This window comes from Gordonia sp. JH63, from assembly GCF_009856645.1.
Classification (GTDB): Bacteria; Actinomycetota; Actinomycetes; order Mycobacteriales; family Mycobacteriaceae; genus Gordonia; species Gordonia hongkongensis.
Map to the genome: position 1 here is coordinate 2,539,989 of NZ_CP047235.1, position 22,997 is coordinate 2,562,985.

22 protein-coding genes and 1 tRNA gene are annotated in these 22,997 nt (G+C 69.4%); 13 read left to right on the top strand and 10 right to left on the bottom strand.

Annotated elements, in window-relative coordinates:
* Positions 1-3: 3 nt before the first annotated feature.
* The 3 genes from GR168_RS11475 to GR168_RS11485 form a co-directional block, all read right to left on the bottom strand.
* Positions 4-642, bottom strand: a complete 639-nt coding sequence (locus tag GR168_RS11475; protein ID WP_159370750.1) for a hypothetical protein — start codon at positions 640-642, stop codon at positions 4-6.
* Positions 639-1,244, bottom strand: a complete 606-nt coding sequence (locus tag GR168_RS11480; RefSeq protein ID WP_159370751.1) for a hypothetical protein — start codon at positions 1,242-1,244, stop codon at positions 639-641. The genes GR168_RS11475 and GR168_RS11480 overlap by 4 nt, the downstream gene beginning before the upstream one ends.
* Positions 1,245-1,326: 82 nt before the next feature.
* Positions 1,327-2,109 (bottom strand): TVP38/TMEM64 family protein, encoded by a 783-nt coding sequence (locus GR168_RS11485; RefSeq protein WP_159370752.1) that lies wholly within the window; start codon positions 2,107-2,109, stop codon positions 1,327-1,329.
* Positions 2,110-2,254: 145 nt separating this feature from the next.
* Here GR168_RS11485 and GR168_RS11490 point away from each other — a divergent pair, with 145 nt between their 5' ends.
* From GR168_RS11490 to meaB, 3 genes are read left to right on the top strand one after another with little or no spacing between them, the layout of a single operon-like run.
* A complete protein-coding gene (locus GR168_RS11490) occupies positions 2,255-4,201 on the top strand; it encodes a methylmalonyl-CoA mutase family protein (RefSeq protein WP_065632186.1) in 1,947 nt (648 codons plus the stop codon).
* Positions 4,198-6,468 (top strand): methylmalonyl-CoA mutase, encoded by a 2,271-nt coding sequence (scpA, locus tag GR168_RS11495; protein WP_159370753.1) that lies wholly within the window; start codon positions 4,198-4,200, stop codon positions 6,466-6,468. Before GR168_RS11490 ends, scpA begins: the two co-directional genes overlap by 4 nt.
* Positions 6,468-7,481: a methylmalonyl Co-A mutase-associated GTPase MeaB gene (meaB, locus tag GR168_RS11500; RefSeq protein WP_159370754.1), complete on the top strand. Its 1,014-nt coding sequence runs from the start codon at positions 6,468-6,470 to the stop codon at positions 7,479-7,481. Before scpA ends, meaB begins: the two co-directional genes overlap by 1 nt.
* A 157-nt stretch (positions 7,482-7,638) precedes the next feature.
* On the opposite strand, the gene GR168_RS11505 is transcribed toward meaB, so the two are convergent.
* Positions 7,639-8,589: an LLM class F420-dependent oxidoreductase gene (locus GR168_RS11505; RefSeq protein ID WP_159370755.1), complete on the bottom strand. Its 951-nt coding sequence runs from the start codon at positions 8,587-8,589 to the stop codon at positions 7,639-7,641.
* A 4-nt stretch (positions 8,590-8,593) separates the two neighbouring features.
* Positions 8,594-9,664: a nucleoside hydrolase gene (locus GR168_RS11510; RefSeq protein WP_159370756.1), complete on the bottom strand. Its 1,071-nt coding sequence runs from the start codon at positions 9,662-9,664 to the stop codon at positions 8,594-8,596.
* A 112-nt stretch (positions 9,665-9,776) separates the two neighbouring features.
* Between GR168_RS11510 and GR168_RS11515 the strand changes: the two genes are divergently transcribed.
* A complete protein-coding gene (locus tag GR168_RS11515; protein WP_159370757.1) occupies positions 9,777-11,039 on the top strand; it encodes a M23 family metallopeptidase in 1,263 nt (420 codons plus the stop codon).
* 93 nt (positions 11,040-11,132) lie between these two features.
* On the top strand, positions 11,133-12,062 hold the full coding sequence (locus GR168_RS11520) for a mechanosensitive ion channel domain-containing protein (protein WP_065632191.1): 930 nt from the start codon (positions 11,133-11,135) through the stop codon (positions 12,060-12,062).
* Between the two features lie 66 nt (positions 12,063-12,128).
* On the opposite strand, the gene GR168_RS11525 is transcribed toward GR168_RS11520, so the two are convergent.
* A tRNA-Leu gene (locus GR168_RS11525) sits at positions 12,129-12,217 on the bottom strand.
* A 120-nt stretch (positions 12,218-12,337) separates the two neighbouring features.
* Here GR168_RS11525 and GR168_RS11530 point away from each other — a divergent pair.
* Together GR168_RS11530 and GR168_RS11535 are read left to right on the top strand one after the other, a co-directional pair.
* The gene (locus GR168_RS11530; protein WP_137810570.1) at positions 12,338-13,672 is read left to right on the top strand and encodes a M20/M25/M40 family metallo-hydrolase; all 1,335 of its coding nucleotides are present in this window, start codon (positions 12,338-12,340) and stop codon (positions 13,670-13,672) included.
* A gap of 106 nt (positions 13,673-13,778) precedes the next feature.
* Positions 13,779-14,324 (top strand): YbhB/YbcL family Raf kinase inhibitor-like protein, encoded by a 546-nt coding sequence (locus tag GR168_RS11535; protein ID WP_137810571.1) that lies wholly within the window; start codon positions 13,779-13,781, stop codon positions 14,322-14,324.
* A gap of 54 nt (positions 14,325-14,378) precedes the next feature.
* On the opposite strand, the gene GR168_RS11540 is transcribed toward GR168_RS11535, so the two are convergent.
* From GR168_RS11540 to GR168_RS11550, 3 genes are all read right to left on the bottom strand, one after another.
* Positions 14,379-15,515, bottom strand: a complete 1,137-nt coding sequence (locus GR168_RS11540; RefSeq protein ID WP_159370758.1) for a quinone-dependent dihydroorotate dehydrogenase — start codon at positions 15,513-15,515, stop codon at positions 14,379-14,381.
* On the bottom strand, positions 15,509-15,856 hold the full coding sequence (locus tag GR168_RS11545; protein WP_159370759.1) for a DUF5703 family protein: 348 nt from the start codon (positions 15,854-15,856) through the stop codon (positions 15,509-15,511). Before GR168_RS11545 ends, GR168_RS11540 begins: the two co-directional genes overlap by 7 nt.
* A gap of 70 nt (positions 15,857-15,926) precedes the next feature.
* Entirely contained in the window at positions 15,927-17,006 is a 1,080-nt protein-coding gene (locus GR168_RS11550) for a hypothetical protein (protein ID WP_159370760.1), read from the bottom strand.
* A gap of 101 nt (positions 17,007-17,107) precedes the next feature.
* Between GR168_RS11550 and GR168_RS11555 the strand changes: the two genes are divergently transcribed.
* The 6 genes from GR168_RS11555 (at position 17,108) to GR168_RS11580 (ending at position 22,048) form a co-directional block, all read left to right on the top strand.
* Complete coding sequence (locus GR168_RS11555; RefSeq protein WP_058250412.1) at positions 17,108-17,950, top strand: undecaprenyl-diphosphate phosphatase; 843 nt, start codon at positions 17,108-17,110, stop codon at positions 17,948-17,950.
* Between the two features lie 67 nt (positions 17,951-18,017).
* The gene (locus GR168_RS11560) at positions 18,018-18,779 is read left to right on the top strand and encodes an MSMEG_4193 family putative phosphomutase (protein ID WP_058250413.1); all 762 of its coding nucleotides are present in this window, start codon (positions 18,018-18,020) and stop codon (positions 18,777-18,779) included.
* 25 nt (positions 18,780-18,804) lie between these two features.
* Positions 18,805-19,539: a DUF3090 domain-containing protein gene (locus GR168_RS11565; RefSeq protein ID WP_058250414.1), complete on the top strand. Its 735-nt coding sequence runs from the start codon at positions 18,805-18,807 to the stop codon at positions 19,537-19,539.
* Positions 19,511-20,365 (top strand): SCO1664 family protein, encoded by an 855-nt coding sequence (locus GR168_RS11570; protein ID WP_058250415.1) that lies wholly within the window; start codon positions 19,511-19,513, stop codon positions 20,363-20,365. The genes GR168_RS11565 and GR168_RS11570 overlap by 29 nt, the downstream gene beginning before the upstream one ends.
* 66 nt (positions 20,366-20,431) lie before the next feature.
* Positions 20,432-21,685, top strand: a complete 1,254-nt coding sequence (mshC, locus tag GR168_RS11575) for a cysteine--1-D-myo-inosityl 2-amino-2-deoxy-alpha-D-glucopyranoside ligase (RefSeq protein ID WP_159370761.1) — start codon at positions 20,432-20,434, stop codon at positions 21,683-21,685.
* A gap of 54 nt (positions 21,686-21,739) precedes the next feature.
* Entirely contained in the window at positions 21,740-22,048 is a 309-nt protein-coding gene (locus tag GR168_RS11580) for a hypothetical protein (protein ID WP_058250417.1), read from the top strand.
* 28 nt (positions 22,049-22,076) lie between these two features.
* On the opposite strand, the gene GR168_RS11585 is transcribed toward GR168_RS11580, so the two are convergent.
* A complete protein-coding gene (locus GR168_RS11585; protein ID WP_058250418.1) occupies positions 22,077-22,955 on the bottom strand; it encodes a PAC2 family protein in 879 nt (292 codons plus the stop codon).
* Between the last annotated feature and the right edge of the window lie 42 nt (positions 22,956-22,997).

The following is a 22,997-nucleotide window of genomic DNA, read 5'->3' on the forward strand; positions in this document are numbered from 1 at the left end:
GGCTCAGCGGATGAGGTGCTCGACGCCCGCCATGCCGACCGCCCACATCACCGAGGCGAAGGTGCCCATGATGAACTGCTCGGCCGCATGCGGGGCGCGCAGCTCGGGGTAGCGGGCGAGGCTTTTCACGGCCAGGATGATCGCGAGGCCTTCGGGCCACCCCGCCATCAACGTGGTGACGACCGCGAGGCGTTCGAGGTATCCGATCACCCGGCCGCCGCGCAACGGCCCGGCTTCGGCTGGGTCGGCCGGGTCGGCCGGGGCGGGCGCCGGGGAGTCGGGCGCGTCGGTGTCGTCCCCGGATCCGTCATCCGGCGACCCCTCCGGATCGGGTCCGAGCCCCGTGCGCTGGCCGACCCCGCCGGCGACGAGGACCGTCCGGACCACGGGTCCGCCGCCGGTGACCGCCGCGAGCGCGGCGACGACCGGGACGGCCGAGGCGAGGAAGCCCGTGGCGGGCGCGGCCACGGCGGCGAGGACGGCGGTCACCCCGGCCAGGACCAGCAGGACGACGGCTCCGATGACGTCGAGTCTGCGTACGACGGACACCGGCGCGTGGTTGCGCTTCTTCCGCGTCGCGAGCGCCCAGGTCGGCGTCGCCAGCGCGGTCAGGAGAAGAAGGGTGATCGCTGCGGTGGTCATGCCGATCCTCCGGACGGGCTGTGTCGGTCGGCCTCGGCGAGCGCGTCGGCGACGAGGCCGAGGGAATCGGATTCCAGATCCCACGCCGCGGTCCGCAGCCGCTGACTCATGGCCTGTGGCGTGATGTCGAGTTCGGCGGCGGCCTCGACCTGGGTGAGGCCGCGGCGCATCAGCTCCACCGCCTCCCGGCCGGCGGCACTGCGCGCGGTGATCACATCGGCGATGAGACGGCCGGCCGTCTGGGCGTGACGGGACCAGCGAGTCTCCGGGCCGCGGACACAGAGGGGGACCCGCTGCCGCTTGGCGGCCTCGACGGCGTCGCGAGCGTGGACGAAGGCGGGCCCGCGCCCGGCCCGGGTGGACGGGGGGAGAGGCTCGTCGACCGGTCCGGCGCCGATGCCGACACTCCAGTGACCCTCGGCGGTGAGTTCGACGGCCAGTCGGGCGGCCGTCACCGGATCGGCGAGGACTCCCTGGATCTCGTCGCCCGCGGTACGTTCGAAGGCCCGTACGGTCTGGACCGTTGCGAGAGCGGTGAGGATGGCGTCCACCCGGTCGATGTCGCGGCGACTTCCGCGTTGGTCGACGGTGAGTACGAACATCACTCAAGGCTATGCACTTGATCGCTGTGAATCAAGTCCCCTGACTGGATGGGATCGCGCTGGGTGGCTTGATCCCCACGGATCAAGTCGCTGCGCTTGTTGCGTTCGACGACGAGACCGGCAGGCGGGAGTCGAGCACCAGACCGGCGATGCCGATCGCAAAGAGGCCACCGGTGACCGCGAGCTGGAGGGGATGCGTGTCACCGGTCAGGGAATCGCCCAGCATGACCACCGCTGCGGTGCCGGGGGCCATACCGAGGATGCTGGCAATCGCGTACGGCGCGAGAAGCACCGAGGACAGAGCCGAGCAGTAGTTCGCCACCGAGAACGGGCATGCCGCGATGAACCGCAGCGACCCGACCGCCAACCAGCCACGACGCTCGAGCCGGTACTCGACGGCACGGACCACCGGTGCCTTCAGATACGGCTGCACGCGGTCGCGTCCGACGCGGCGGACCAGGACGAAGGCTGCCACCGCCGCCACCGACGAGGCGATCATCGCCCCCGCGAAACCGACCAGCGGTCCGAAGAAGATCCCGGACATGACCGTGAACGTCGACCGCGGGATCGGGGCGATGGTGACGACCGCGTAGGCGAGGAAGAACAACCACACGAAGGCCGGTCCCAGATCCGCGCCCCAGTCGCGGACGCTCGAGATCGAGGGCAGCGGGACGAAGTAGGACGCGGCCAGGACGGCGGCGAGGAGCACGGCGGCGACGAGAGCCCGGCGCAGGATCCGTCGATCGGCCCGACGACGGCCCGACATCGGCGGGTGACCGTCTCCGGCGCTCGCCGCGTCCGCGATCTCCGCGTCGGCCGCGGTCGGGCCGGCGACATCCTCGCTGACAGTGGATCGATCGGGCACCCGGACACTCTACGCTGGGCCCAGCGGTGTATCGGGTCCCCGAGTGCGCCACGTCACGCCGACCTCGACGCCGAGCCGAGCGAGCGATCGGCTAGTGTCGTGTACGCGCTCATCACAGTGCATTCACGGAGGTGTGCTTCCCCACATGCCACAGCAAACTGACCAGCCCAAACCCGAGTCAGAACTCGACGACGCCTACCAGGCGTGGTCGACGGCCGCCGCGGCCGTTCTGGCGAAGTCGCGACGCGTCGACGTCGACGAGCTGCCCGACACACCCGAGGCGCTGCTCTCGACCGACACCGCCGACGGGCTGACCATCCGGCCGCTCTACACACGTCGCGACGAACTCGCCGAGCCCGGTGTCCCCGGTCGCTTCCCGTTCGTCCGCGGCGCCGACCCCGCGCGTGACGTCACCACCGGCTGGCGCGTCACGGAACGGTTCGGCGACGACGCGACGCCGGCGGCGGACCTCAACGAGCTCATCCTGGAGGCGATGGCCAACGGGACGAGCGGTCTCTGGCTCTCGGTGAGCAGGCCCGGTGACGGGCTGGGGGTTGCCGACCTCGCGACGGCGCTGCGCGGCGTCTACCTCGATCTGGTGCCGGTGACCCTCGATGCGGGCACCGAGGGTATCGCGGCGGCCCGCGAACTGCTCGGCCTGAAGGAAAAGGCCCAGGCCGCTCCGGTCGCCGCCGCTCCGACGGCGGCCACCGTCCACTCCTTCGGCCTGTCGCCGCTGACGGCCGCGTTCTCGGGCCGGGCGACCGTCGATCCCGACGAGGCCACGGCCCTCGCCGCATCCGGGCTGCCCGACGGGGTCCGTACCTTCCGGGTGGACGGCAGCGACTTCGCCACCGCCGGTGCCGACAACGGCCTCGAACTCGCACTCACGGTGGCGGCCGCGGTCGCCCACCTCCGTGATCTCACCGCGGCCGGCCTCTTACCCGAGGCCGCGCTGCGTCAGATCACCTTCGGCGTCTCCGCCGACGACGACCAATTCGCCACGATCGCGAAATTCCGTGCGCTGCGCAAGATCTGGGCTCGGGTGGCCGAGGTCGTCGGCGCACCCGAGGTCGGCGGAGCGCTGACCCACGGCGTGACCGATCTGTCGATGTACTCCCAGCGGGACCCGTGGGTCAACATGCTGCGCAGCACCATCGCGGCATTCGGCGCCGGGGTCGGCGGCGCCGACCAGCTGACCGTCCTGGGCTACGACGCGACCATCCCGGCGGACAAGCGCACCTCGAGCGCGTCCTTCTCGCGACGCATCGCCCGTAACACCCAGCTGCTGCTGCTCGAGGAGTCCAACATCGGACGCGTCCTCGATCCGGCCGGCGGCTCGTGGTTCGTCGAGTCCCTGACCGACGATCTCGCCACGAACGCCTGGACGGTGTTCACCGAGGTCGAGGCCGCCGGCGGTTACCGTGTCGCGCTCGACACGGGCTGGATCGCCGAGAAGGTCGACGCCTCCCTCGCTCGCCGCGACACCGAGGTCGCGCATCGCCGCATCTCGGTCACCGGCGTCAACGAGTTCCCCAACATCGACGAGCGCGCACTGTCGGAGACGACGGGGGCCCCGGCTTCCGCGGTCACCGACGTTGTCACCGGTACGCCGCGCCTCGCGCGGATCGGACGCGCCTTCGAGGAACTGCGGGACCGGTCCGATGTCGTGCTCGCCGAGCACGGTGCACGGCCGTCGATCCTGCTCATCCCGCTCGGCAGCGTCGCCGAACACAACGGCCGCACCACCTTCGTCGCGAACTTCCTGGGTGCCGGCGGCATCACCGTCGTCAACCCCGGTCCGCTGACCGCGGACAAGGTCGGCGACGCGGTGGCCGGGGCGAACACCCCGATCGCGGTCCTCTGCGGAACCAAGGCGCGCTATGCCGAAGAGGGGCCCGCCGCACTCGCGGCCGCTCGCGCGGCCGGTCTGTCGACAGTGCTCCTCGCCGGACCGGACAAGGAATGGCCCGAGGGCGACGATCGTCCCGACGGTTCGCTGCGCGTCGGCATCGATGCGGTGAGCACCCTCGGCGACCTTCTCGACCAGCTGGTCTCGACATCCCCGAAGACGGCGGGAGCAACGGCATGACCCAGACCGAACCCGATCTGACACAGACGATTCCGAACTTCGCCGGAATCGGTCTGACATCGGACGACGCCGGTGCGACGACCGCTGATGGTGCCGCGGTCACCGAGGAACTCGCCTCGGCGCACGGCTACTCGGTGGACCAGGTCACCTGGAGCACCCCGGAGCAGATCGACGTCACGCCGGTGTACACGCGCGCCGAGCGCGACGCCGTCCTCGACGATGCCGAACATCCGTACCCGCTCGACTCCGTTCCCGGTGCCGCACCGTTCATCCGGGGCCCGTACCCGACGATGTACGTCAACCAGCCGTGGACCATCCGCCAGTACGCCGGCTTCTCGACCGCGGCCGAATCCAACGCCTTCTACCGCCGCAACCTCGCGGCCGGCCAGAAGGGACTGTCGGTCGCATTCGACCTCGCGACCCACCGCGGCTACGACTCCGACCATCCGCGCGTCGCCGGTGACGTCGGCATGGCCGGTGTGGCGATCGACTCGATCCTCGACATGCGTCAGCTCTTCGACGGGATCGACCTCGGCAGCGTGTCGGTGTCGATGACGATGAACGGCGCGGTGCTGCCGATCCTCGCGCTCTACGTCGTGGCCGCCGAGGAGCAGGGTGTGCCGCCGGAGAAACTGGCCGGGACCATCCAGAACGACATCCTCAAAGAGTTCATGGTCCGCAACACCTACATCTATCCGCCGAAGCCGTCGATGCGGATCATCTCCAACATCTTCGAGTACACCAGCCAGAAGATGCCGAAGTTCAACTCGATCTCGATCTCCGGCTATCACATCCAGGAGGCCGGGGCGACGGCCGATCTGGAGCTGGCCTACACGCTCGCCGACGGCGTCGAGTACATCCGCGCCGGACTCGAGGCCGGCCTGGACATCGACAAGTTCGCCCCGCGACTGTCGTTCTTCTGGGGCATCGGCATGAACTTCTTCATGGAGGTCGCGAAGCTGCGTGCGGCGCGTCTGCTGTGGAGCGAGCTCGTCGCCGAGTTCGGTCCGAAGAACGCGAAATCGCTGTCGCTGCGCACACATTCGCAGACCTCCGGCTGGTCGCTGACCGCCCAGGACGTGTTCAACAACGTGGCCCGCACCTGCGTCGAGGCGATGGCCGCCACGCAGGGCCACACCCAGTCGCTGCACACCAACGCCCTCGACGAGGCCATCGCGCTGCCGACCGACTTCTCGGCCCGCATCGCGCGCAACACCCAGCTGCTCCTGCAGCAGGAGTCGGGAACCACTCGTCCGATCGATCCGTGGGCCGGTTCGAACTACGTCGAGTGGCTCACGCATCAGCTGGCGCAGAAGGCGCGCAAGCACATCCGCGAGGTCGAGGAGGCCGGCGGCATGACGCAGGCCATCAACGAGGGCCTGCCGAAGCTGCGCATCGAGGAGGCCGCGGCGCGCACCCAGGCGCGTATCGACTCCGGCCAGCAGCCGTTGGTGGGCGTGAACAAGTACCAGGTCGCCGACGACGAGGAGATCGAGGTCCTCAAGGTCGAGAACTCGAAGGTGCGCGCCGAGCAGCTCGAGAAGCTGGACCGTCTTCGCGGACAACGCGATTCGGCTGCGGTCGAGGCGGCCCTGGCCGATCTCACCCGCGCCGCCGCGTCGTCGGAGGGCGGCCTGGAGAACAACCTGATGGCGCTGGCCATCGAGGCAGCACGGCATCAGGCGACGGTCGGTGAGATCTCCGAGGCACTCGAGAAGGTCTATGGTCGCCATCAGGCGGAGATCAAGACGATCAGCGGGGTGTACCGACATGAGGCGGGCGAGGTGAGCAACATCGACGCGGCGATCGAGGCCGTGCGCCAGTTCGCCGAGGCGGAGGGCCGCCAGCCGCGTGTCCTGGTCGCGAAGATGGGCCAGGACGGTCACGACCGCGGCCAGAAGGTGATCGCGACCGCGTTCGCCGACCTCGGCTTCGACGTCGACGTGGGCCCGCTGTTCGCCACGCCGGAGGAGGTGGCCGCGCAGGCCGCCGACAACGACGTGCACGTGGTGGGTGTGTCGTCGCTGGCCGCCGGGCACCTGACGCTGGTCCCGGCCCTGCGTGAGGCGCTGCGCGAGGTCGGCCGCGAGGACATCATGGTGGTCGTCGGCGGCGTGATCCCGCCCGGCGACTTCGCCGAACTGTACGAGGCCGGCGCCGCCGCGATCTTCCCGCCCGGATCGGTCATCGCCGACTCGGCCGTGGAACTCATCGGCAAGCTCGCCGACACCCTCGGCCTGGAACTGCCCGGGGCGACCGCGAACTGATGGCGGTCCAACCGCGACGTCCCATCGACGTCGACGCGCTGGCCGACGCTGTCCTGGCCGATCGCCGCGCCGATCTGGCGCGTGCGATCACGCTCGTCGAGTCCAAGCGCGCCGATCACCGGGCCGCCGCCCAGGAGTTGTTGCTGAAGCTGACGCCGCACGCGGGCAAGTCGTTCCGCGTCGGCATCACCGGCGTCCCCGGCGTGGGCAAGTCGACGACGATCGAGGCGCTCGGCATGCACCTGCTGGAGCTGGGCCACAAGGTGGCGGTGCTCGCCGTCGACCCCAGTTCGACGCGCACGCGGGGCTCGATCCTGGGCGACAAGACCCGAATGGGCCAGCTGTCGACGGCCGAGAACGCCTACATCCGGCCGTCGCCGACGTCGGGCACGCTCGGCGGCGTGGCCAAGGCCACCCGCGAGAGCATCGTGCTCGTCGAGGCGGCCGGCTTCGACGTCGTGCTGGTCGAGACGGTGGGCGTCGGGCAGTCCGAGGTGACGGTCGCGAACATGGTCGACACGTTCACGTTCCTCACCCTGGCCCGCACCGGGGATTCGTTGCAGGGCATCAAGAAGGGTGTCCTCGAACTGGCCGACGTGGTCGTGGTGAACAAGGCCGACGGCAAACACCTCAACGAGGCGAAGAGCGCGGCACGCGAGTTGAAGAACGCGCTGAAGCTGATCTATCCGCACGACGCGCTGTGGATGCCGCCGGTGCTGACCATGAGCGCGATCGAGAACACCGGCGTCGACGAGTTCTGGAAGACCGTGGTACGCCACAACGAGACACTCACCGCGGCAGGGGAGTTCACCGCCCGCCGCAACCAGCAACAGATCGACTGGACCTGGGCGATGGTCAACGACATCGTGTTGTCCCGGCTCGGTGACTCACCCGCCGTGCGCGGGATCCGCGGCGACGTGGAGCAGCAACTGCGGGACGGGTCGCTGACCCCGGCCCTCGCCGCGCAACGGATCGTGGACGCGTTCGACGAGCGCTCTCACTCTGCTCCCTAAACCGCAAGAACGACCTACTCCTGCTCCCTGAGGTGTGAGCGAAGCGAGCCACGAAGGGCTCGCAAGGTGCCTCACCAGGCCCTTCGTGGCTCGTCGCTATCGCTCCTCGCATCTCAGGGACCAGTGCTTGTGCGGTTCTTCGGATGAGGGGGAGGGATCAGCCGATCAGCGGTGCCAGTGTCTCGCCGAGTAGCGAGACCCGCCCCGGCACATGGCCGTTGGCGGGAGCGTTCACCGTGACACCGTCGACACCGGTTGCGAGCAGCTCGGCGTAGCGGGCGGCCACCTCGTCGGGATCCCCGACGATCGTCGACCCGCGGCGTGACTCGGCCGCCGGTGTGCGCTCCAGGTAGGCCTCCAGCTCCGCGGTCGCCTCGGCTGCGGTCGGCGCCACGCAGGCCGACGTCTGCACGGTCACGGTGATCTCCGAGCGGTCCCGGCCGAGTCGTTCGCAGTGTTCGGCGAGGGCGTCGAGTTTGCGGGGGATGTCGGCGGGTGTGCACAGCAGGTTCGATTCGTCGGCGTACTGCGCGACCATCCGCAACGTCTTGCGCTCGCCGCCGCCGCCGATCATCACCGGAATCTTCGACAGCGGCGCAGGCACATTGAGAGCCTTGGTGACCCGATAGCGGTCACCGTCGAGGCTGGGTGCCTCGCCGGCGAGCATGCCGAGGATGATCTGCAGCGCCTCCTCGAGGCGCTCGAACCGATCGGTGAACGTCCCGAACTCATACCCGAGCGAATCATGTTCCAGCTCATACCATCCCGCACCGATGCCGAGCTGGGCCCGACCACCCGACACCACGTCGAGGGCCGTGACCGTCTTCGCGAGCAGCGTCGGGTTGCGGTAGGTGTTGCCGGTGACGAGCGACGACAGACGGACCTTCGAGGTGTGCTGGGCGAGTGCCGCGAGCAGGGTGTAGCACTCGATCATCGGGTCGTCGGGCTCACCGAGCATCGGCAACTGATAGAAGTGGTCCATCACGAGGACGGTGTCGAAACCGGAGTTCTCGGCTTCTTGCGCCTGCGCGACCACGGTGGGGAACAACTGGTCTGCGGCGACGCCGGGGTAGGTGAAGTTCGGGATCTGGTAACCGAGTCGAGTCACCCGTTCAGAGTAGTCCGGTGGACTCCTCCGGCGCGGTGCCGACGATTTCGGGTGCGCGACTGCGTGCGAACGCGCCGATCGTCTCGATCAATTCGTCGAACACGGCGTCGACGTCGGTGGAGGTCGCGATGCGGGCGTTAGGTCCGGGTGCGGTCATCGCGCGTTCGTCGGCCACGGTCATGCCCCGCGTCAGCGTCCCGGCGAGTTCGACGTCGACGCGCGCCGGGCGGGTCTCGACCGTGTCGGGGGCCAGCGCGACCAGTGCGGCGAACGGGTCGTGCAGGTGGGCGATGTAACCCTCGTCGTGATCGTCGTGGAACTCGAAATAGAACCGCAGCGCGTCGACGAGATGCCGGATGATCTCGTTGTCGGCGACCGAACGGAGTCCGCGTTCGTCGGTCGGGTCCGGGCACTCGACGGGTGTGCTGCCGGCCGCGGCGGCGAGCCGGACCACGTGGTCGGGTGTCAGGACGACCGACTCGGTGAGGTCGAGCGCGCAGACGATCGGTTCCGGGGCGCCCGCGGTGCCGAAGGCGGTGAACACCTCGGCGGCCGCCTCCGGGTCGACGGCCACATTCCACTCCGAGGTGGGCGTCGTGTTGCCGTGGGTGTGGAAGGCGCCCCCCATGATGACCAGGCGCCGCAGGCGCGCCGGCAGGTCCGGGTCGCGTCGGATCGCGGTCGCCAGGGACGTGAGGGGGCCGGTCACCAGGCCGACGAGTTCGCCGGCGTGCGCCTGCGACGCCTCGATCCAGGCGTCGGCGGCGTCGAGATGGCTCGGCGTCGTGGTCGGGGCCGGCAGTTCGGCGTGTCCGACGCCCAGCGGACCGTGGGTGTCCTCGGTGGTCATCAGCGCGGCGACGAGGGGAGTGGCCGGGCCGGTGTGGACGGGCACCTCGGGGCGTCCGCACAGCTCCAGCCACGAGAGATTGTTGGCCGTCACGACATCGACGGGCACATTGCCGGCCGTGGAGGCCACTCCGACGAGGTCGACGTCGGTGCGCGCGAGCAGATAGATCAGCGCGAGTGAGTCGTCGATGCCGGTGTCGCAGTCGAAGAACAGGCGCTGGGTCACCGCACAATTGTGCCGGGTCCGCTGCGAACGCGGGTCCACCACCCCGTCGGGACCCTAGGCTCACGGCAGCCGGGGCGGACCGTCGTCGGCCCGATGAGCCCCGGAGGAACCGATGGCCCCGACACGACACACGCTGGCCGCCCTGGGTGCCGGTGCGGTCCTCCTGGTGAGCGCGTGCGGCGCGAACAGCGCCGAGCCCGAGGCTTCCTCGACGAGTGGTTCGGCCGGCGCGAGCGGTACGCCGTCGGCTCCCGTCGTCACACCGGTGGTCGGGTCGGTGATGTTCGCGCCGACACCGTTCGCCGGTTCCGACGGCGACAACCACCTCGTCTATGAGATCTCGCTGACCAACTACATGCGCACACCGGTGACGGTCGCCGGAGTCGAGGTGCTCGACGCCACCACCGACCGCGAACCGCTGCTCACACTCGACGACAACGGGGTCCGCGACCGGCTCAAGCCCACCGGCGCCCCGTCGGTGCCGCCCGGTCCGGGCGCACCCGAGGGGTACTCCGACGTGCTGGCGCCGGGACAGAACGGCGTCCTCTTCCTCCACGTGACCTTCTCCGGGAATGCGCCGAAGCAGCTGATCCACGAGATCTCCGTGCGTGCCGACGCGGCGCCACCGGGTATGCGGGATGTCGACGAACGCCTCGCGCCCGTCACGGTGGGCGATTCAACTGTCCCGGTCCTGGGACCACCCCTGCTCGGTGAGCACTACATCGCCGCCGACGCGTGCTGCGACGCCGTCCGGCACACACGCGCGCTTCTCCCACTGAACGGATCACCGGTCCTCGCCCAGCGGTACGCGGTGGACTGGGAGCAGGCCGGTGCCGATGGTCGGATCTTCGTCGGCGACGCGAAGAATCCGGCGAGCTACCGGATCTTCGGCGATGACGTGCTCGCCGTCGCCGACGGCACGGTCGTCGCGAGCCGCAACGATCTGCCGGAGCAGACACCGGGGACGTTCCCGCCGGATCTGGCCATCGGCGACGCCGACGGCAACAACCTCGTCCTCGACATCGGCGACGGCTTCTACGTGAACTATGCGCACATGCAACCCGGGTCGGTCCGCTTCGCCCCTGGCGACCGGGTGCGCCGGGGTGAGGTCATCGGCAAGGTCGGCAACACCGGGAACTCGGTGGCGCCGCACCTGCACGTCCACGTCATGAACGGGCCGGAGTTCCTCGGCTCGCAGGGTGTGCCCAGCGTGACCGAGGAGTTCACGATCACCGGCCGGGTGGTCGACACCGCGGCGTTCGACGCCTCGGAGGCCACCGGGGTGCCGTTGCGGCTCGCCCCCGGCGTGACGGAGAGCACACACGAGAAGCAGATGATCCTCGATCAGAACATCGTCACGTTCACCGCAGGCTGACAACGGTTTCCGGCGTCACCACCTCCCAACCGGCACCCAACACGGGGTCGGTCACGACTGGACAACGATCTCATCATCCGTACGGTCGGACCCATGTCGATTCAGGACTCTGCCTTCGAATGGACGGAAACGAACCGCGAATGGCTGATCGAGAATCCCGCTCGCATCGTCGCCTACGTAGCCGTGGCGTTGATCGTCCGCTTCGTGATCCACCGTGCCATCGACCGCGCCACCCGGCCACGGACCGCCGGCGGGGAGCCGGGCCGCGGCTCCGCTCTCATGCGCGGACTGCGGTCGAAGTCGGCCTCCACCGAGCGCAACGCCCAGATCGCCGCACGCCGTGCACAGCGGGCCGCGACGATCGGGTCGGTGCTCAAGTCGACGGTGTCGATCGTGCTGCTCGTCTGGGTGGTGCTGTCGGTCCTGAGCGTCCTCGGCGTCAACATCGCGCCGTTCATCGCCTCGGCCGGCATCGTCGGCCTCGCCATCGGTTTCGGTGCGCAGAACCTGGTGCGCGACTTCGTGACCGGCGTCTTCATGCTGCTCGAGGACCAGTACGGCGTGGGTGACATCGTCGATCTCGGCGAGGCCGTGGGCGAGGTCGAATCGGTGGGGCTGCGCGTCACCACCCTGCGCGACATCGACGGCACTCTCTGGTACGTCCGCAACGGCGAGATCGCCCGCGTGGGCAACATGAGCCAGGAGTTCGCGGTCGCGCGCGTCGACGTCCCGGTGGCGCCCGGCGCCGACATCGACAAGGCGCAGCAGGTGGCCGACGAGGCGGCCCGCACCGCGGTGGAGGAGGACTCGACTGACATCCTCGGCCAGATCGAGATGCTCGGCGTCCAGGAGGTGTCGTCGGATCAGGTCGTCCTGCGTCTGACGGTGAAGACCAAACCGAACGGCCAGTGGGCGGTGCAGCGGCGACTGCGTCGGGCGATCCTGCGGGCCTTCGTGGAGAACTCGATCGATCTGCCGTACTCGCGGGCGTGGGCGGCGCTCGCGGATTCGGTCGCACCCTGACGCGGAGATCGCCTGCGGCACAACGAGAAGAACCCCGGCGGTGAGCCGGGGTTCTTCTCGTTGTTCTGGTGTCCGAGGGGGGACTTGAACCCCCACGTCCGTTAATAGGACACTAGCACCTCAAGCTAGCGCGTCTGCCATTCCGCCACTCGGACCTGCGTGCCGCGGTGAGCGTCCGGCGATCTCCCGCCGGTGGTCTCTCGACCCCGTCTCGCTGCAGCGGGATAACCCTAACCGAGGTTGCCCGAGTATCCCAAATCCCGTAGGAGTGAGGGGTGTCTTCACAGTCTGCGACCGACGAAGTGGTCGATCTGGTCAGCCAATTGATCCGTTTCGACACCTCCAACACGGGCGAGCCCGAGACCACCAAGGGCGAGGAGGAGTGCGCCAAGTGGGTGGCCCAGCAGCTCGAGGAGGTGGGCTACACCACGCAGTACGTCGAGTCCGGCCGTCCCGGCCGCGGCAACGTGTTCGCGCGCCTTGCCGGCCCGCCCGACTCCGATCGCGGCGCGCTGCTGATCCACGCCCACCTCGACGTCGTGCCCGCCGAACCGGCCGACTGGAGCGTGCATCCGTTCTCCGGTGCCATCAAGGACGGCTACATCTGGGGCCGCGGCGCGGTCGACATGAAAGACATGGCCGGAATGGCCCTGGCGCTCGCGCGTCAGTTCAAACGAGACGGCACCGTGCCGCCCCGGGAGCTGGTGTTCGCGTTCCTCGCCGACGAGGAGGCCGGCGGGGCGTGGGGCGCGCACTGGCTCGTCGAGAACCGGCCCGACCTGTTCGAGGGCATCACCGAGGCCGTCGGCGAGGTCGGCGGCTTCTCGCTCACCGTCGACCGGCCCGACGGCACGCAGAAACGTCTCTATCTGGTCGAGACGGCCGAGAAGGGGCTCGCGTGGATGCGGCTCACCGCCGAGGCGCGGGCCGGGCACGGATCGTTCCTGCACGACGAGAACGCCGTCACCGAGGTCGCCGAGGCGGTCGCCCGGATCGGTCGGCACACGTTCCCCCTGGTGATGACGGAATCGGTCAGCCAGTTCCTGGCCGAGGTCAGTGCGGAGACGGGCCTGGACCTGAGTCCCGAGGCCCCCGACCTGGAGACGTCGCTGTTCAAGCTGGGCAACCTCGCGCGGATCATCGGCGCGACCCTGCGTGACACCGCCAATCCCACGATGCTCAAGGCCGGCTACAAGGCCAACGTCATCCCGCAGAAGGCCGAGGCGGTCATCGACTGCCGCGTGCTCCCCGGGCGGCAGGCCGCGTTCGAGAAGGAGATCGACGAACTCATCGGCCCCAACGTGCGGCGGGAGTGGATCACCCATCTCGATTCCTACGAGACGACCTTCGACGGTGACCTGGTGGATGCGATGAACGCCGCCGTCCTCGAGCACGATCCGCAGGGAAAGACGGTGCCGTACATGCTCTCCGGCGGCACCGACGCCAAGGCGTTCGCGAAGCTGGGCATCCGGTGCTTCGGGTTCGCGCCGTTGCGGTTGCCGCCCGAACTCGACTTCGCGGCCCTGTTCCACGGCGTCGACGAGCGAGTGCCCGTCGATTCGGTTTTGTTCGGCACCAAGGTCTTCGAGCACTTTCTGCGGCACAGCTGAGCACACCACTACAGTGGGCGGCACGGCCTTCCCGCCGATCCGGGCGCACCGGTTCGGAGGGTGACCGGCACTCTTCCGACGCGCGAAACGTGAGAAAGGTGAACACATGTCGTCATTCGACCCGTACTCCCCGCTGCCGAGCCTTCCCGGTTTCACCCTGACCTCGGAGAGCTTCACCGACGGGGCCGCACTCGCCAACGGGCAGGTGAGCGGGATCATGGGTGCGGGTGGCGAGGACCTCTCCCCGCAGCTGAGCTGGTCCGGCTTCCCCGCCGAGACCAAGAGTTTCGCCGTCACCGTCTATGACCCCGACGCTCCGACCGCCGCCGGGTTCTGGCACTGGGCCGTCGCCGACATCCCCGCCTCGGTCACGAGCCTGCCCGAGGGCGCCGGCGACGACGACGGGTCCGGGCTCCCCGACGGCGCGGTCACCCTCACCAACGACGCTTCGCTACGCCGCTACATCGGTGCCGCACCGCCTCCCGGACACGGAGCGCACCGCTATTTCGTCGTCGTGCACGCCGTGGACACCGAATCGCTCGGGCTGCCGGAGAACGCGACACCGGCCTACCTGGGTTTCAACCTGTTCTCGCATGCGATCGCGCGTGCGACCCTCGTCGGCACCTACGAGCAACCAGCCGAGAACGTCTGAGTTCACGCACGGCCGATCGCCCGGTGCGCCTGCGTGCGGGGCGATCGGTGGCCGTCAGGGCTGGTTGCGGGCCGCGCAACCGACCGCGTCGGAGATCGAGGCGAAGCCACCGTCCCGGGCGCGCCGGGCGAGTCCGGCATGGAGTTCGGCGAGCCACACCGGGCCGCCGTAGATGAAGCCGGTGTAGACCTGCAACAGGTCGGCACCGGCGCAGATCCGCTCCCAGGCCTGGTCGACGGTCTCGATGCCGCCCACGCTGACGAGCGCGACACGTCCGCCGACGCGGTCGTAGAGGCGACGCAGCACCGTCAGCGACCGAGCGGCGACCGGCGGCCCGGACAGCCCACCGGCACCGATCTCGTCGACCTCGTGCGACGCGGTGCGCAGACCCTCGCGGCCGATCGTGGTGTTGGTGGCGACGATCCCGGCCAGGCCGAGCTCCACGGCCAGGTCCGCCACGGCGTCGACGTCGTCGTCGACGAGGTCGGGGGCGATCTTCACCAGCACCGGGACGTCCACGGCGGCGAGTACCGCGGCCAGGATCGGTCGCAGTGAGTCGACGGCCTGCAGATCACGCAGTCCCGGGGTGTTCGGCGAACTCACGTTGACCACGACGAAATCCGCGAGCGGTCCGAGCAGTTCCGCCGAACGCCGGTAGTCGTCGATGGCGTCCTCGACCGGGACGACCTTGGTCTTGCCGATGTTGGCTCCGATGGGGACCGACACCGGCCCCCGTCGTACCTCGGTCAGGTGCTGCGCGGCCACCTCGGCACCGGGATTGTTGAAGCCCATCCGATTGATCAGCGCACGGTCCGCGGGCAGCCGGAACAATCGCGGCGTCGGATTCCCGGGCTGCACCTGGCCGGTGATCGTGCCGATCTCGGCGAACCCGAAGCCGAGCTGACCCCAGGTGTTCACCGCGCCGGCCGTCTTGTCGAACCCGGCCGCCAGACCGATCGGGGCGGGGAAGTCGACGCCGAACACCCGCGTCCGCAGGATCGGATCATGCCGGGCCAACAGCCTCGCGGTCAGGAACGCCAACGGCGAAAACCGCCCGACGACGCGCAGCACCGAGAACACGATGTGATGGATTCGCTCCGGATCGACGCGGAACATGATCGAGCGCAGCAGGGGATAGCACCACCGGTTGAGCACGGGAAGTACTCGGGTGGTGCTGCGGGACATCAGCATGCGCGGACGCTCCGTGGGTCGTTGTCGTCGAATCCGGTGGACCGGTCGCCGGTCGGGTCGGCGGTGTCGGGCCCGCGTGAACCTCGCGGCGGCCGGCGCCGTTTGAGCAGCACCTTGCGGGTTCCGTCGGAGTAGAGCCGCACCCGGGACAGCTCCCAACCGCCGAACTCCGCCTCGAGGGCCAACCGCATCGAGGCGGTCACCCGGGTGACGTCAGGGGGAAGACGCAGCAGGATGCACTCGACATCCTCCGAGGTGACCTCCCACCCGTCGGGATAGCGCGAACCGAGGCGCGCAGCAGTACGCGCACTACGAGCGTGCGGACGCCGGTCAGTATTCATTCGGCCCGCTCGCTTCGCTCCCGGCGCCGGGATTCATTCGGCCCGCTCGCTTCGCTCTCGGCGCCGGGGTTCATTCGGCCCGCCCGTCGTCGGGAACCACCTGGAGTCCGCCGTTCCGCGCCGAGAGCACGTAGACGGTGCCCGATCCGTCGACCACGATGCGGTCGGGCTGTACGACCGAAGCGAACCGCCGGACCTCGGTGGGTTCACCGTCTGCCAGGTCAAATGCCACCACCTCGTTGTCGCCGGTCGTCGAGACCCAGAGCAGGTCTCGGGTGTCGTCGTAGTCTACGGCGTACGGTCCGCCGGCCACCGGGTAGCGAAAGCGCATCACCAGCGGTGATCCGAAGAAGCCGAGGATCTCGCCGTCACGGGTGTTGGCGACCAGCACGCGTCCGAACTCGTCGACGGTCGAGTTGGTGGCCCCGTTGCCCGCACGCAGCGCCGGCCCCAGTTCACCGGATTCGGGGTCGACGGGGGTCACCGACGACTGCGCCCGATCCAGGACGACGACCTGGCCGTCGAGGCCTTCCGCAGACTCGGGCGCGGCCGTCACCGAGTCCACCCGTACGAAGCGATCGACGTCGTGCTTCTTCGCGAAATCGTTGTCGTACACGAGGACTCGTCCATCGGCCGTGCCGACGACGAGCAGCCCGGCCGTGGTCCGGGCGATCGCCGTCGGCTGGTCGGACTCGAGGTCGCCCGTGCGGACCCGCCCGTCGGCATCGACGACGACGAGCGCACCCGGGCCCGCGCCGACGAACTCGCCGTCGTCGCCGGCGGCCAGGGCGGTGAGGCCCGGGACCGCGATCGTCTGCGGCGGGGTCGTCGGCGCCCCGGCGTCGAATCGGAGGATCTGGTTGCCGTCGGCCGAGAGGACGGCGACGCTGCCACCCGACGCGGCCAGCGCACGCGCCCCGGCCGGGGCGGGCACGACGGTGCCCGCGGGAGCCGTCGTCGAATTCGCCGGCGCCTCCGGCGCGGTCGCGGGCACGACGGTCGGTACGTCGGGGGTGCCGTCGTCGGAGCCGCACGCGGTGATCATGCCCACACCGATGACCAGTGCCACCGTGGCCGCGATCGGACCCCGTAGCCGCGACACGCCCGTGTGGGGCTGGTGACTTGGGCGTGAAGGTCGCGGGAAGTGCATGTCCCCATCTTGCGCGACCGCTTCCGCGCGCCGCTCAGGCGGGTCGGGGCCGTGTCGTCGTGTCGGGTCGGCTGCGGCGGTCCCAAGTAGCATCGGGCGCCGTGACCGACACCATGACGTGGACCCAGTCGATCGTCCTCGGGGCGTTGCAGGGCCTCACCGAGTTCCTGCCGATCTCGTCGTCCGGGCATCTCCGGATCGCCTCCGAACTGATGTTCGGCGAGGACGCCGGGGCCTCCTTCACCGCGGTCACGCAGCTCGGCACCGAGGCCGCGGTCCTCGTCTTCTTCGCCCGCGACATCGTCCGCATCATCACCGCGTGGTTCCGCGGGCTCCGTCATGCCGACGAGCGGAACGTCGACTACCGGATCGGCTGGTACGTGATCTTCGCGACCATCCCGATCGGCCTGATCGGCTTCCTGTTCAAGGACGAGATCCGCACCACCGGACGCAATCTGTGGCTCGTCGCCATCATGCTGATCGTGTTCGCCGGCGTGTTCTGGCTGGCCGAGCGCTACGGGCAGAAGCAGCGGAACCTCGAACAGCTCACCCTGCGGGACGGCCTCGTGATGGGTGGCGCCCAATGTCTGGCGCTGATCCCGGGCGTGTCGCGCTCCGGTGCGACCGCGAGTGCCGGCCTGTTCCTCGGACTCGAACGCGAAGCCGCCTTCCGCTTCTCGTTCCTGCTGGCCATCCCCGCGGTCACCGCATCCGGCCTGTTCAGCCTCCCGGACGCGTTCAACCCGAGCGGGGAGGGCATGGAGGCCAGCGGACCCCAGCTGCTCGTCGCGACGCTGGTCGCGTTCGTCGTCGGTTATGCCGCGATCGCCTGGCTGCTCAAGTTCGTCAGCGCGCACTCCATGAACTGGTTCGGCGCCTATCGCATCGTGCTGGGCGTCACGCTGATCATCCTGTTGTCGACCGGCGTCGTCTCGGCGACCTGATGCCACGGCCGCGGCGCCGGGCGGTCGCGCCGTGCGGTCCCGCCGGGCCGGTGCCTATGGTTGTGGGATGACCGTGATCCTTCTCCGGCACGGCCGTTCGACGGCGAACACCTCAGGGGTGCTCGCCGGTCGCAGCGCCGGCGTCCACCTCGACGACCGCGGGCGCGCCCAGGCCGATGATCTGGTTCGTCGTCTCGGCGACCATCTCGGGTCCATTCGCGCGGTGGCGCGTTCGCCGCTCGATCGGTGCGCCGAGACCGTCCAGCCACTGCTGGCGGCGCTGGCCGCGGACGGGCAGGCGCCACCCGAGATCGTCGTCGACGATCTCGCCGAGGTCGATTACGGCGGGTGGACCGGGCGTCCGATCTCGGAATTGTTGACCGAACCGCTGTGGAAGGTCGTGCAGCGGCAGCCGTCGGCCGCGATCTTCCCCGACGGGGAGGGACTCGCCGACGTGCAGGCACGGGCCGTACGCGCCATCCGCGAACTGGACCGCGTCCACGGCGGCCCGGACGGTTCCGGGGTGTGGATCGCGTGCTCGCACGGTGACGTGATCAAGTCGATCATCGCCGACGCCATGGGCAGCCACCTCGACGCCTTCCAGCGCATCGTCGTCGAACCGGCGTCGATCAGCGTGATCCGCTACACGCCGTCGCGTCCTTATGTCCATACGGTGAATGCGACCGAGTTGCTGTCCATCCCGAAGCCCCCGCCGCCGGCGCAGGACGGGCAACGACCGTCCGACGACGCGGTGGTGGGCGGCGACACGGGCGCGGATGTAGCGCCGTCCGCCAATGGTGCCGCTACGATCCCGGCGACATCGGGATAATGAACCAGACGACGAAGGAGGTGTGATGTCTCGAGCGATACACGTGTTCCGGAGCCCGGACCGCTTCGTGGCGGGCACGATCGGGCAGCCCGGTGACCGCACGTTCTACCTCCAGGCGGTCCACGAGGCCCGCATCATCAGCGTGATGCTGGAGAAGCAGCAGGTCCAGATCCTCGCCGACCGGATCGGTGCCCTGCTCGACGAGATCCACCGACGCTTCGGCACGCCGATCCCGCCGGAGACCGACCGGGTCGGTGACCTGAGTCCGCTGGTGATGCCGGTCGACGCCGAGTTCCGGGTCGGCACCATGGGTCTCGGCTGGGACGCCGAATCCGAGGCGGTGGTGGTCGAGTTGCTAGCCATCACCGAGGGGGAGTTCGACGAAAGCGTGGTCCTCGACGACACCGACGAGGGCCCGGACGCGGTGCGGGTCTTCCTGACGACCGCGGCGGCCCGCGAGTTCGCCGCCCGCTCGTCGAGGGTGATATCCGCGGGACGACAGCCGTGCCCGTTGTGCAGCGAACCGCTCGACCCCGAAGGTCACCTGTGTATCCGGACCAACGGATACAAACGGGATGCGGAGTTGAGCAAATCCCTCGACTTCATCGACCCCGATGTCTTCAACAGCCTTGCCGCACAGAGTGATCCGGGCCTGGCGGCCGATGACGACCCCTTCGGCCAGGCGGGGGACACCCCGCCGTCCGGTGACCCGGACGACCCCGACGAGCCCGGTGACGCCGGCTCTTCCGCACGTGACTGACGAGCCCGCGGTCGACCACGTCCTCCGCGACGGCGAACTCACCATCCTCGGCCGGATCCCCTCGGCCAGCAACGCGACGCTCGTGTGCGATGCGGTGCTCGACGACCGGACCTCGGTGCGTTGTGTCTACAAACCGGTGCGCGGTGAGGTCCCGCTGTGGGACTTCCCCGACGGCACGCTCGCCGGACGGGAAGTGGCGTCGTACCTGATCTCGGAGGCGCTGGGGTGGGACACGATCCCGACCACAGTGCACCGCGACGGCCCGCTCGGGCCCGGGATGGTGCAGCGCTGGGTCGAGACACCGGACAACACCGATCACCCGATCCCGGCGACCGAACCGCGGGTCGACCTGGTCGACCTGTGCCCGGTGGGCGCGGTACCCGCCGGCTATCTCGCGGTCCTGCAGGCCTACGACCCGTACGGCGACCCCGTCGTGCTGGTGCACGCCGACGACCCGCGGTTGCAGCGCATGTCGGTGCTCGACGTCATCCTCAACAACGCCGACCGCAAGGGCGGTCACGTCCTGGAAGGTCTGGACGGCACCGTCTACGGGATCGACCACGGCATCTGTCTGCACGAGGAGGACAAACTGCGGACGGTGCTGTGGGGCTGGGCGGGCGAACCGGTACCCGGGCACCTCGTCGCCGATGTCGCCGAACTCGCGGAGCGGTTGGAGACCGACGGCTCGGCCCTGCGCGCACAGCTCGCCGAACACATCACGCCCGACGAGATCGAGTCGCTCGCGATCCGCGCGATCGTGGTCGCCGAGAGCGCGACCATGCCGCACCCGCCCGGTCACCGGCCCATCCCGTGGCCGCCGTTCTGAGCGAATGCGCTCCGTCCCGGACGAGGCCGTGAAGGGCCTGCGCGCGGTGGGCAATACAGTGGACGCATGCAGTCGTGGCCCGATCTCGAACTCCCCGCCGTACCGGGCAGTGGACCCGCCCTCCGTCTCTACGACACCGCCGACCGTGCGGTCCGTCCCGTCGCCCCCGGGGCCACCGCGACCATGTACGTGTGCGGCATCACCCCCTACGACGCGACCCACCTGGGGCACGCCGCCACCTATGTGACCTTCGACCAGGTCAACCGGATCCTGCGCGATCAGGGCCACGAGGTCCATTACGTGCAGAACGTCACCGACGTCGACGACCCGCTGTTCGAACGGGCGGACCGGGACGGCGTCGACTGGCGTGATCTCGGGGCGCGGGAGACGCAGCTGTTCCGCGACGACATGACCGCTCTGCGCGTCCTGCCCCCGCGCGATTACATCGGCGCGGTCGAGTCGGTCAACGAGGTCGTCGAGGTCGTCGGCAAGCTGCTGGCCTCCGGGGCCGCCTACACCGTCGATGACGCGCAGTTCCCGGACGTCTATTTCCGCACCGATGCCACCGAACAGTTCGGCTACGAGTCGGGGTACGACCGCGAGACCATGGAACGGTTCTTCGCCGAGCGCGGCGGCGATCCCGATCGTCCCGGCAAGCGAGATCCGCTCGACGCGCTGCTGTGGCGCGCCGAACGTCCGGGCGAGCCGTCGTGGGAGTCGCCGTTCGGTCCGGGCCGGCCGGGCTGGCACATCGAGTGTTCGGCGATCGCGCTGAACCGGCTCGGGATCGAGTTCGACATCCAGGGCGGCGGCAACGACCTCATCTATCCGCACCACGAGTACTCGGCGGCCCACGGGGAGGCCCTCACCGGTTCGCGGCGGTTCGCCCGGCACTACGTGCACACCGGAATGGTCGGGCTCGACGGCGAGAAGATGTCGAAGAGTCGTGGCAATCTCGTGTTCGTGTCGGTCCTGCGACGCGAGGGCGTCGACCCCGCGGCCATCCGACTCGCACTGCTCGCCGACCACTACCGCGGTGACCGGATGTGGACGGACGCGGTCCTGGACACGGCCGTCGAACGCCTCGGTCGCTGGCGTGCGGCGCTCGGCGCGAGTACCGGACCCGACGCCGAACCGGTCATCGCACGGCTCCGCCAGCATCTCGCCGACGATCTCGACACCCCCAAAGCGCTTGCCGCAGTGGACGGTTGGTGCGCGGATGTCCGCAACGGAATCGGTTCGTCGACGAGGGCGCCCGCCGAACTCGCGGCCGCGGTCGACGCGCTGCTGGGAATCCCGCTCGTCCCCGACGTCCGATAGGCGTTGTCCCCACACCCGGATGTCCGCGCGCCGACGTCTGGGTAGAGTGCTGACGTGGCGCGCGTGCAAGAGATCCGACCCGAGACCGACGCCGGGGTGTACACCGTCGTCACCCGGACGTCGACCTACCTGCTGGATTTCACCGAGATGACGCTGCTCCGGGCCCCCGGGGTCGGCGGCACCGAGAACGAGGACTGGACGGTCAGCAGGCTCCGACGCGACTCCGAGGACATCCCGCTGCTCGGGGTGAAGTCCTGTCGCCTGGGGGAGTCCGCGCAGTTCTGGGTGCGCGCCGCCGACGATCCCGACGTCCGCACGTGGCGGATCACCACCCCGGTGGTGTCCATCGAGAAGATCGGCTGACGACCCGGATTCCGGCCGGACGCCTGGTTCAGGGTCCGAACGGTCCCTGGCCGCGACGTTTGAGATACCGCTCGAACTCCGCGGCCAGCGCGTCGCCGTCGATCTTCGCCATGACCTCGTCGGTGTCGACCTCGGCGTCCCCGCGCTCCTCGAGCCCGCGCACGTAGTCGGCGATCTCCTCGTCGTCCTCGGTCATCTCGGTGACCGCGCGTTCCCATTCCTCCGCCTGCTCGGGGAGGGTGCCGAGCGGCACCTCTATGTCGAGGACCTCCTCGACCCGGGTCAGCAGCGCCACCGTGGCCTTCGGGTTCGGCGGCGTCGACACGTAGTGGGGGACGGCCGCCCAGAACGAGACGGCCGGCAGACCCGCCTGGACGAAGAGATCCTGGAGGACGCCGGTGATGCCGGTCGGTCCCTCGTAGCGACTCTCCGCGAGGTTGTACCGGGCCGCGGACTCGCTGCTGTAGGCCGCGCCGGTCACCGGCACCGGGCGGGTGTGCGGGGTGTCGGCGAGCAATGCGCCCAGCATCACCGTGGTCTCGACACCGAGCTCTTGCGCGAGGTCGACGATCTCGGCGCAGAACGCCCGCCACCGCATGTTGGGTTCGATGCCGCGGACCAGCACGATGTCGCGGTCGGCGCCCCGCGGGCTGCAGTACGAGATCGACGTCGTCGGCCAGTCGATCCGGCGCGTGACCCCGTCGATCTGATTCACGGTGGGGCGATTGACCTGGAAGTCGTAGTATTCATCGGAGTCGATGTCGGCGAGGGGTCGGGCGTCCCATTCGAGTGCCAGGTGCTCGACAGCGCTGCTGGCGGCGTCCCCGGCGTCGTTCCACCCCTCGAAGGCCGCGAGCAGAATGGGTCTGCGCAGCTGGGGAAGGTTCGACGTCTGCTCAGCGTTCACCGATCCAGCCTACGACCGAACACGCAGAGAGGGCGAACTACG

Excerpts from the sequence above, each read along its gene's own strand:
- GR168_RS11475 (WP_159370750.1), bottom strand. The coding sequence starts at position 642 with ATGACCACCGCAGCGATCACCCTTCTTCTCCTGACCGCGCTGGCGACG.
- GR168_RS11480 (WP_159370751.1), bottom strand. The coding sequence starts at position 1,244 with ATGTTCGTACTCACCGTCGACCAACGCGGAAGTCGCCGCGACATCGAC.
- GR168_RS11490 (WP_065632186.1), top strand. The coding sequence starts at position 2,255 with ATGCCACAGCAAACTGACCAGCCCAAACCCGAGTCAGAACTCGACGAC.
- scpA (WP_159370753.1), top strand. The coding sequence starts at position 4,198 with ATGACCCAGACCGAACCCGATCTGACACAGACGATTCCGAACTTCGCC.
- meaB (WP_159370754.1), top strand. The coding sequence starts at position 6,468 with ATGGCGGTCCAACCGCGACGTCCCATCGACGTCGACGCGCTGGCCGAC.
- GR168_RS11515 (WP_159370757.1), top strand. The coding sequence starts at position 9,777 with ATGGCCCCGACACGACACACGCTGGCCGCCCTGGGTGCCGGTGCGGTC.
- GR168_RS11520 (WP_065632191.1), top strand. The coding sequence starts at position 11,133 with ATGTCGATTCAGGACTCTGCCTTCGAATGGACGGAAACGAACCGCGAA.
- GR168_RS11535 (WP_137810571.1), top strand. The coding sequence starts at position 13,779 with ATGTCGTCATTCGACCCGTACTCCCCGCTGCCGAGCCTTCCCGGTTTC.
- GR168_RS11540 (WP_159370758.1), bottom strand. The coding sequence starts at position 15,515 with ATGCTGATGTCCCGCAGCACCACCCGAGTACTTCCCGTGCTCAACCGG.
- GR168_RS11545 (WP_159370759.1), bottom strand. The coding sequence starts at position 15,856 with ATGAATACTGACCGGCGTCCGCACGCTCGTAGTGCGCGTACTGCTGCG.
- GR168_RS11550 (WP_159370760.1), bottom strand. The coding sequence starts at position 17,006 with ATGCACTTCCCGCGACCTTCACGCCCAAGTCACCAGCCCCACACGGGC.
- GR168_RS11560 (WP_058250413.1), top strand. The coding sequence starts at position 18,018 with ATGACCGTGATCCTTCTCCGGCACGGCCGTTCGACGGCGAACACCTCA.
- GR168_RS11565 (WP_058250414.1), top strand. The coding sequence starts at position 18,805 with ATGTCTCGAGCGATACACGTGTTCCGGAGCCCGGACCGCTTCGTGGCG.
- mshC (WP_159370761.1), top strand. The coding sequence starts at position 20,432 with ATGCAGTCGTGGCCCGATCTCGAACTCCCCGCCGTACCGGGCAGTGGA.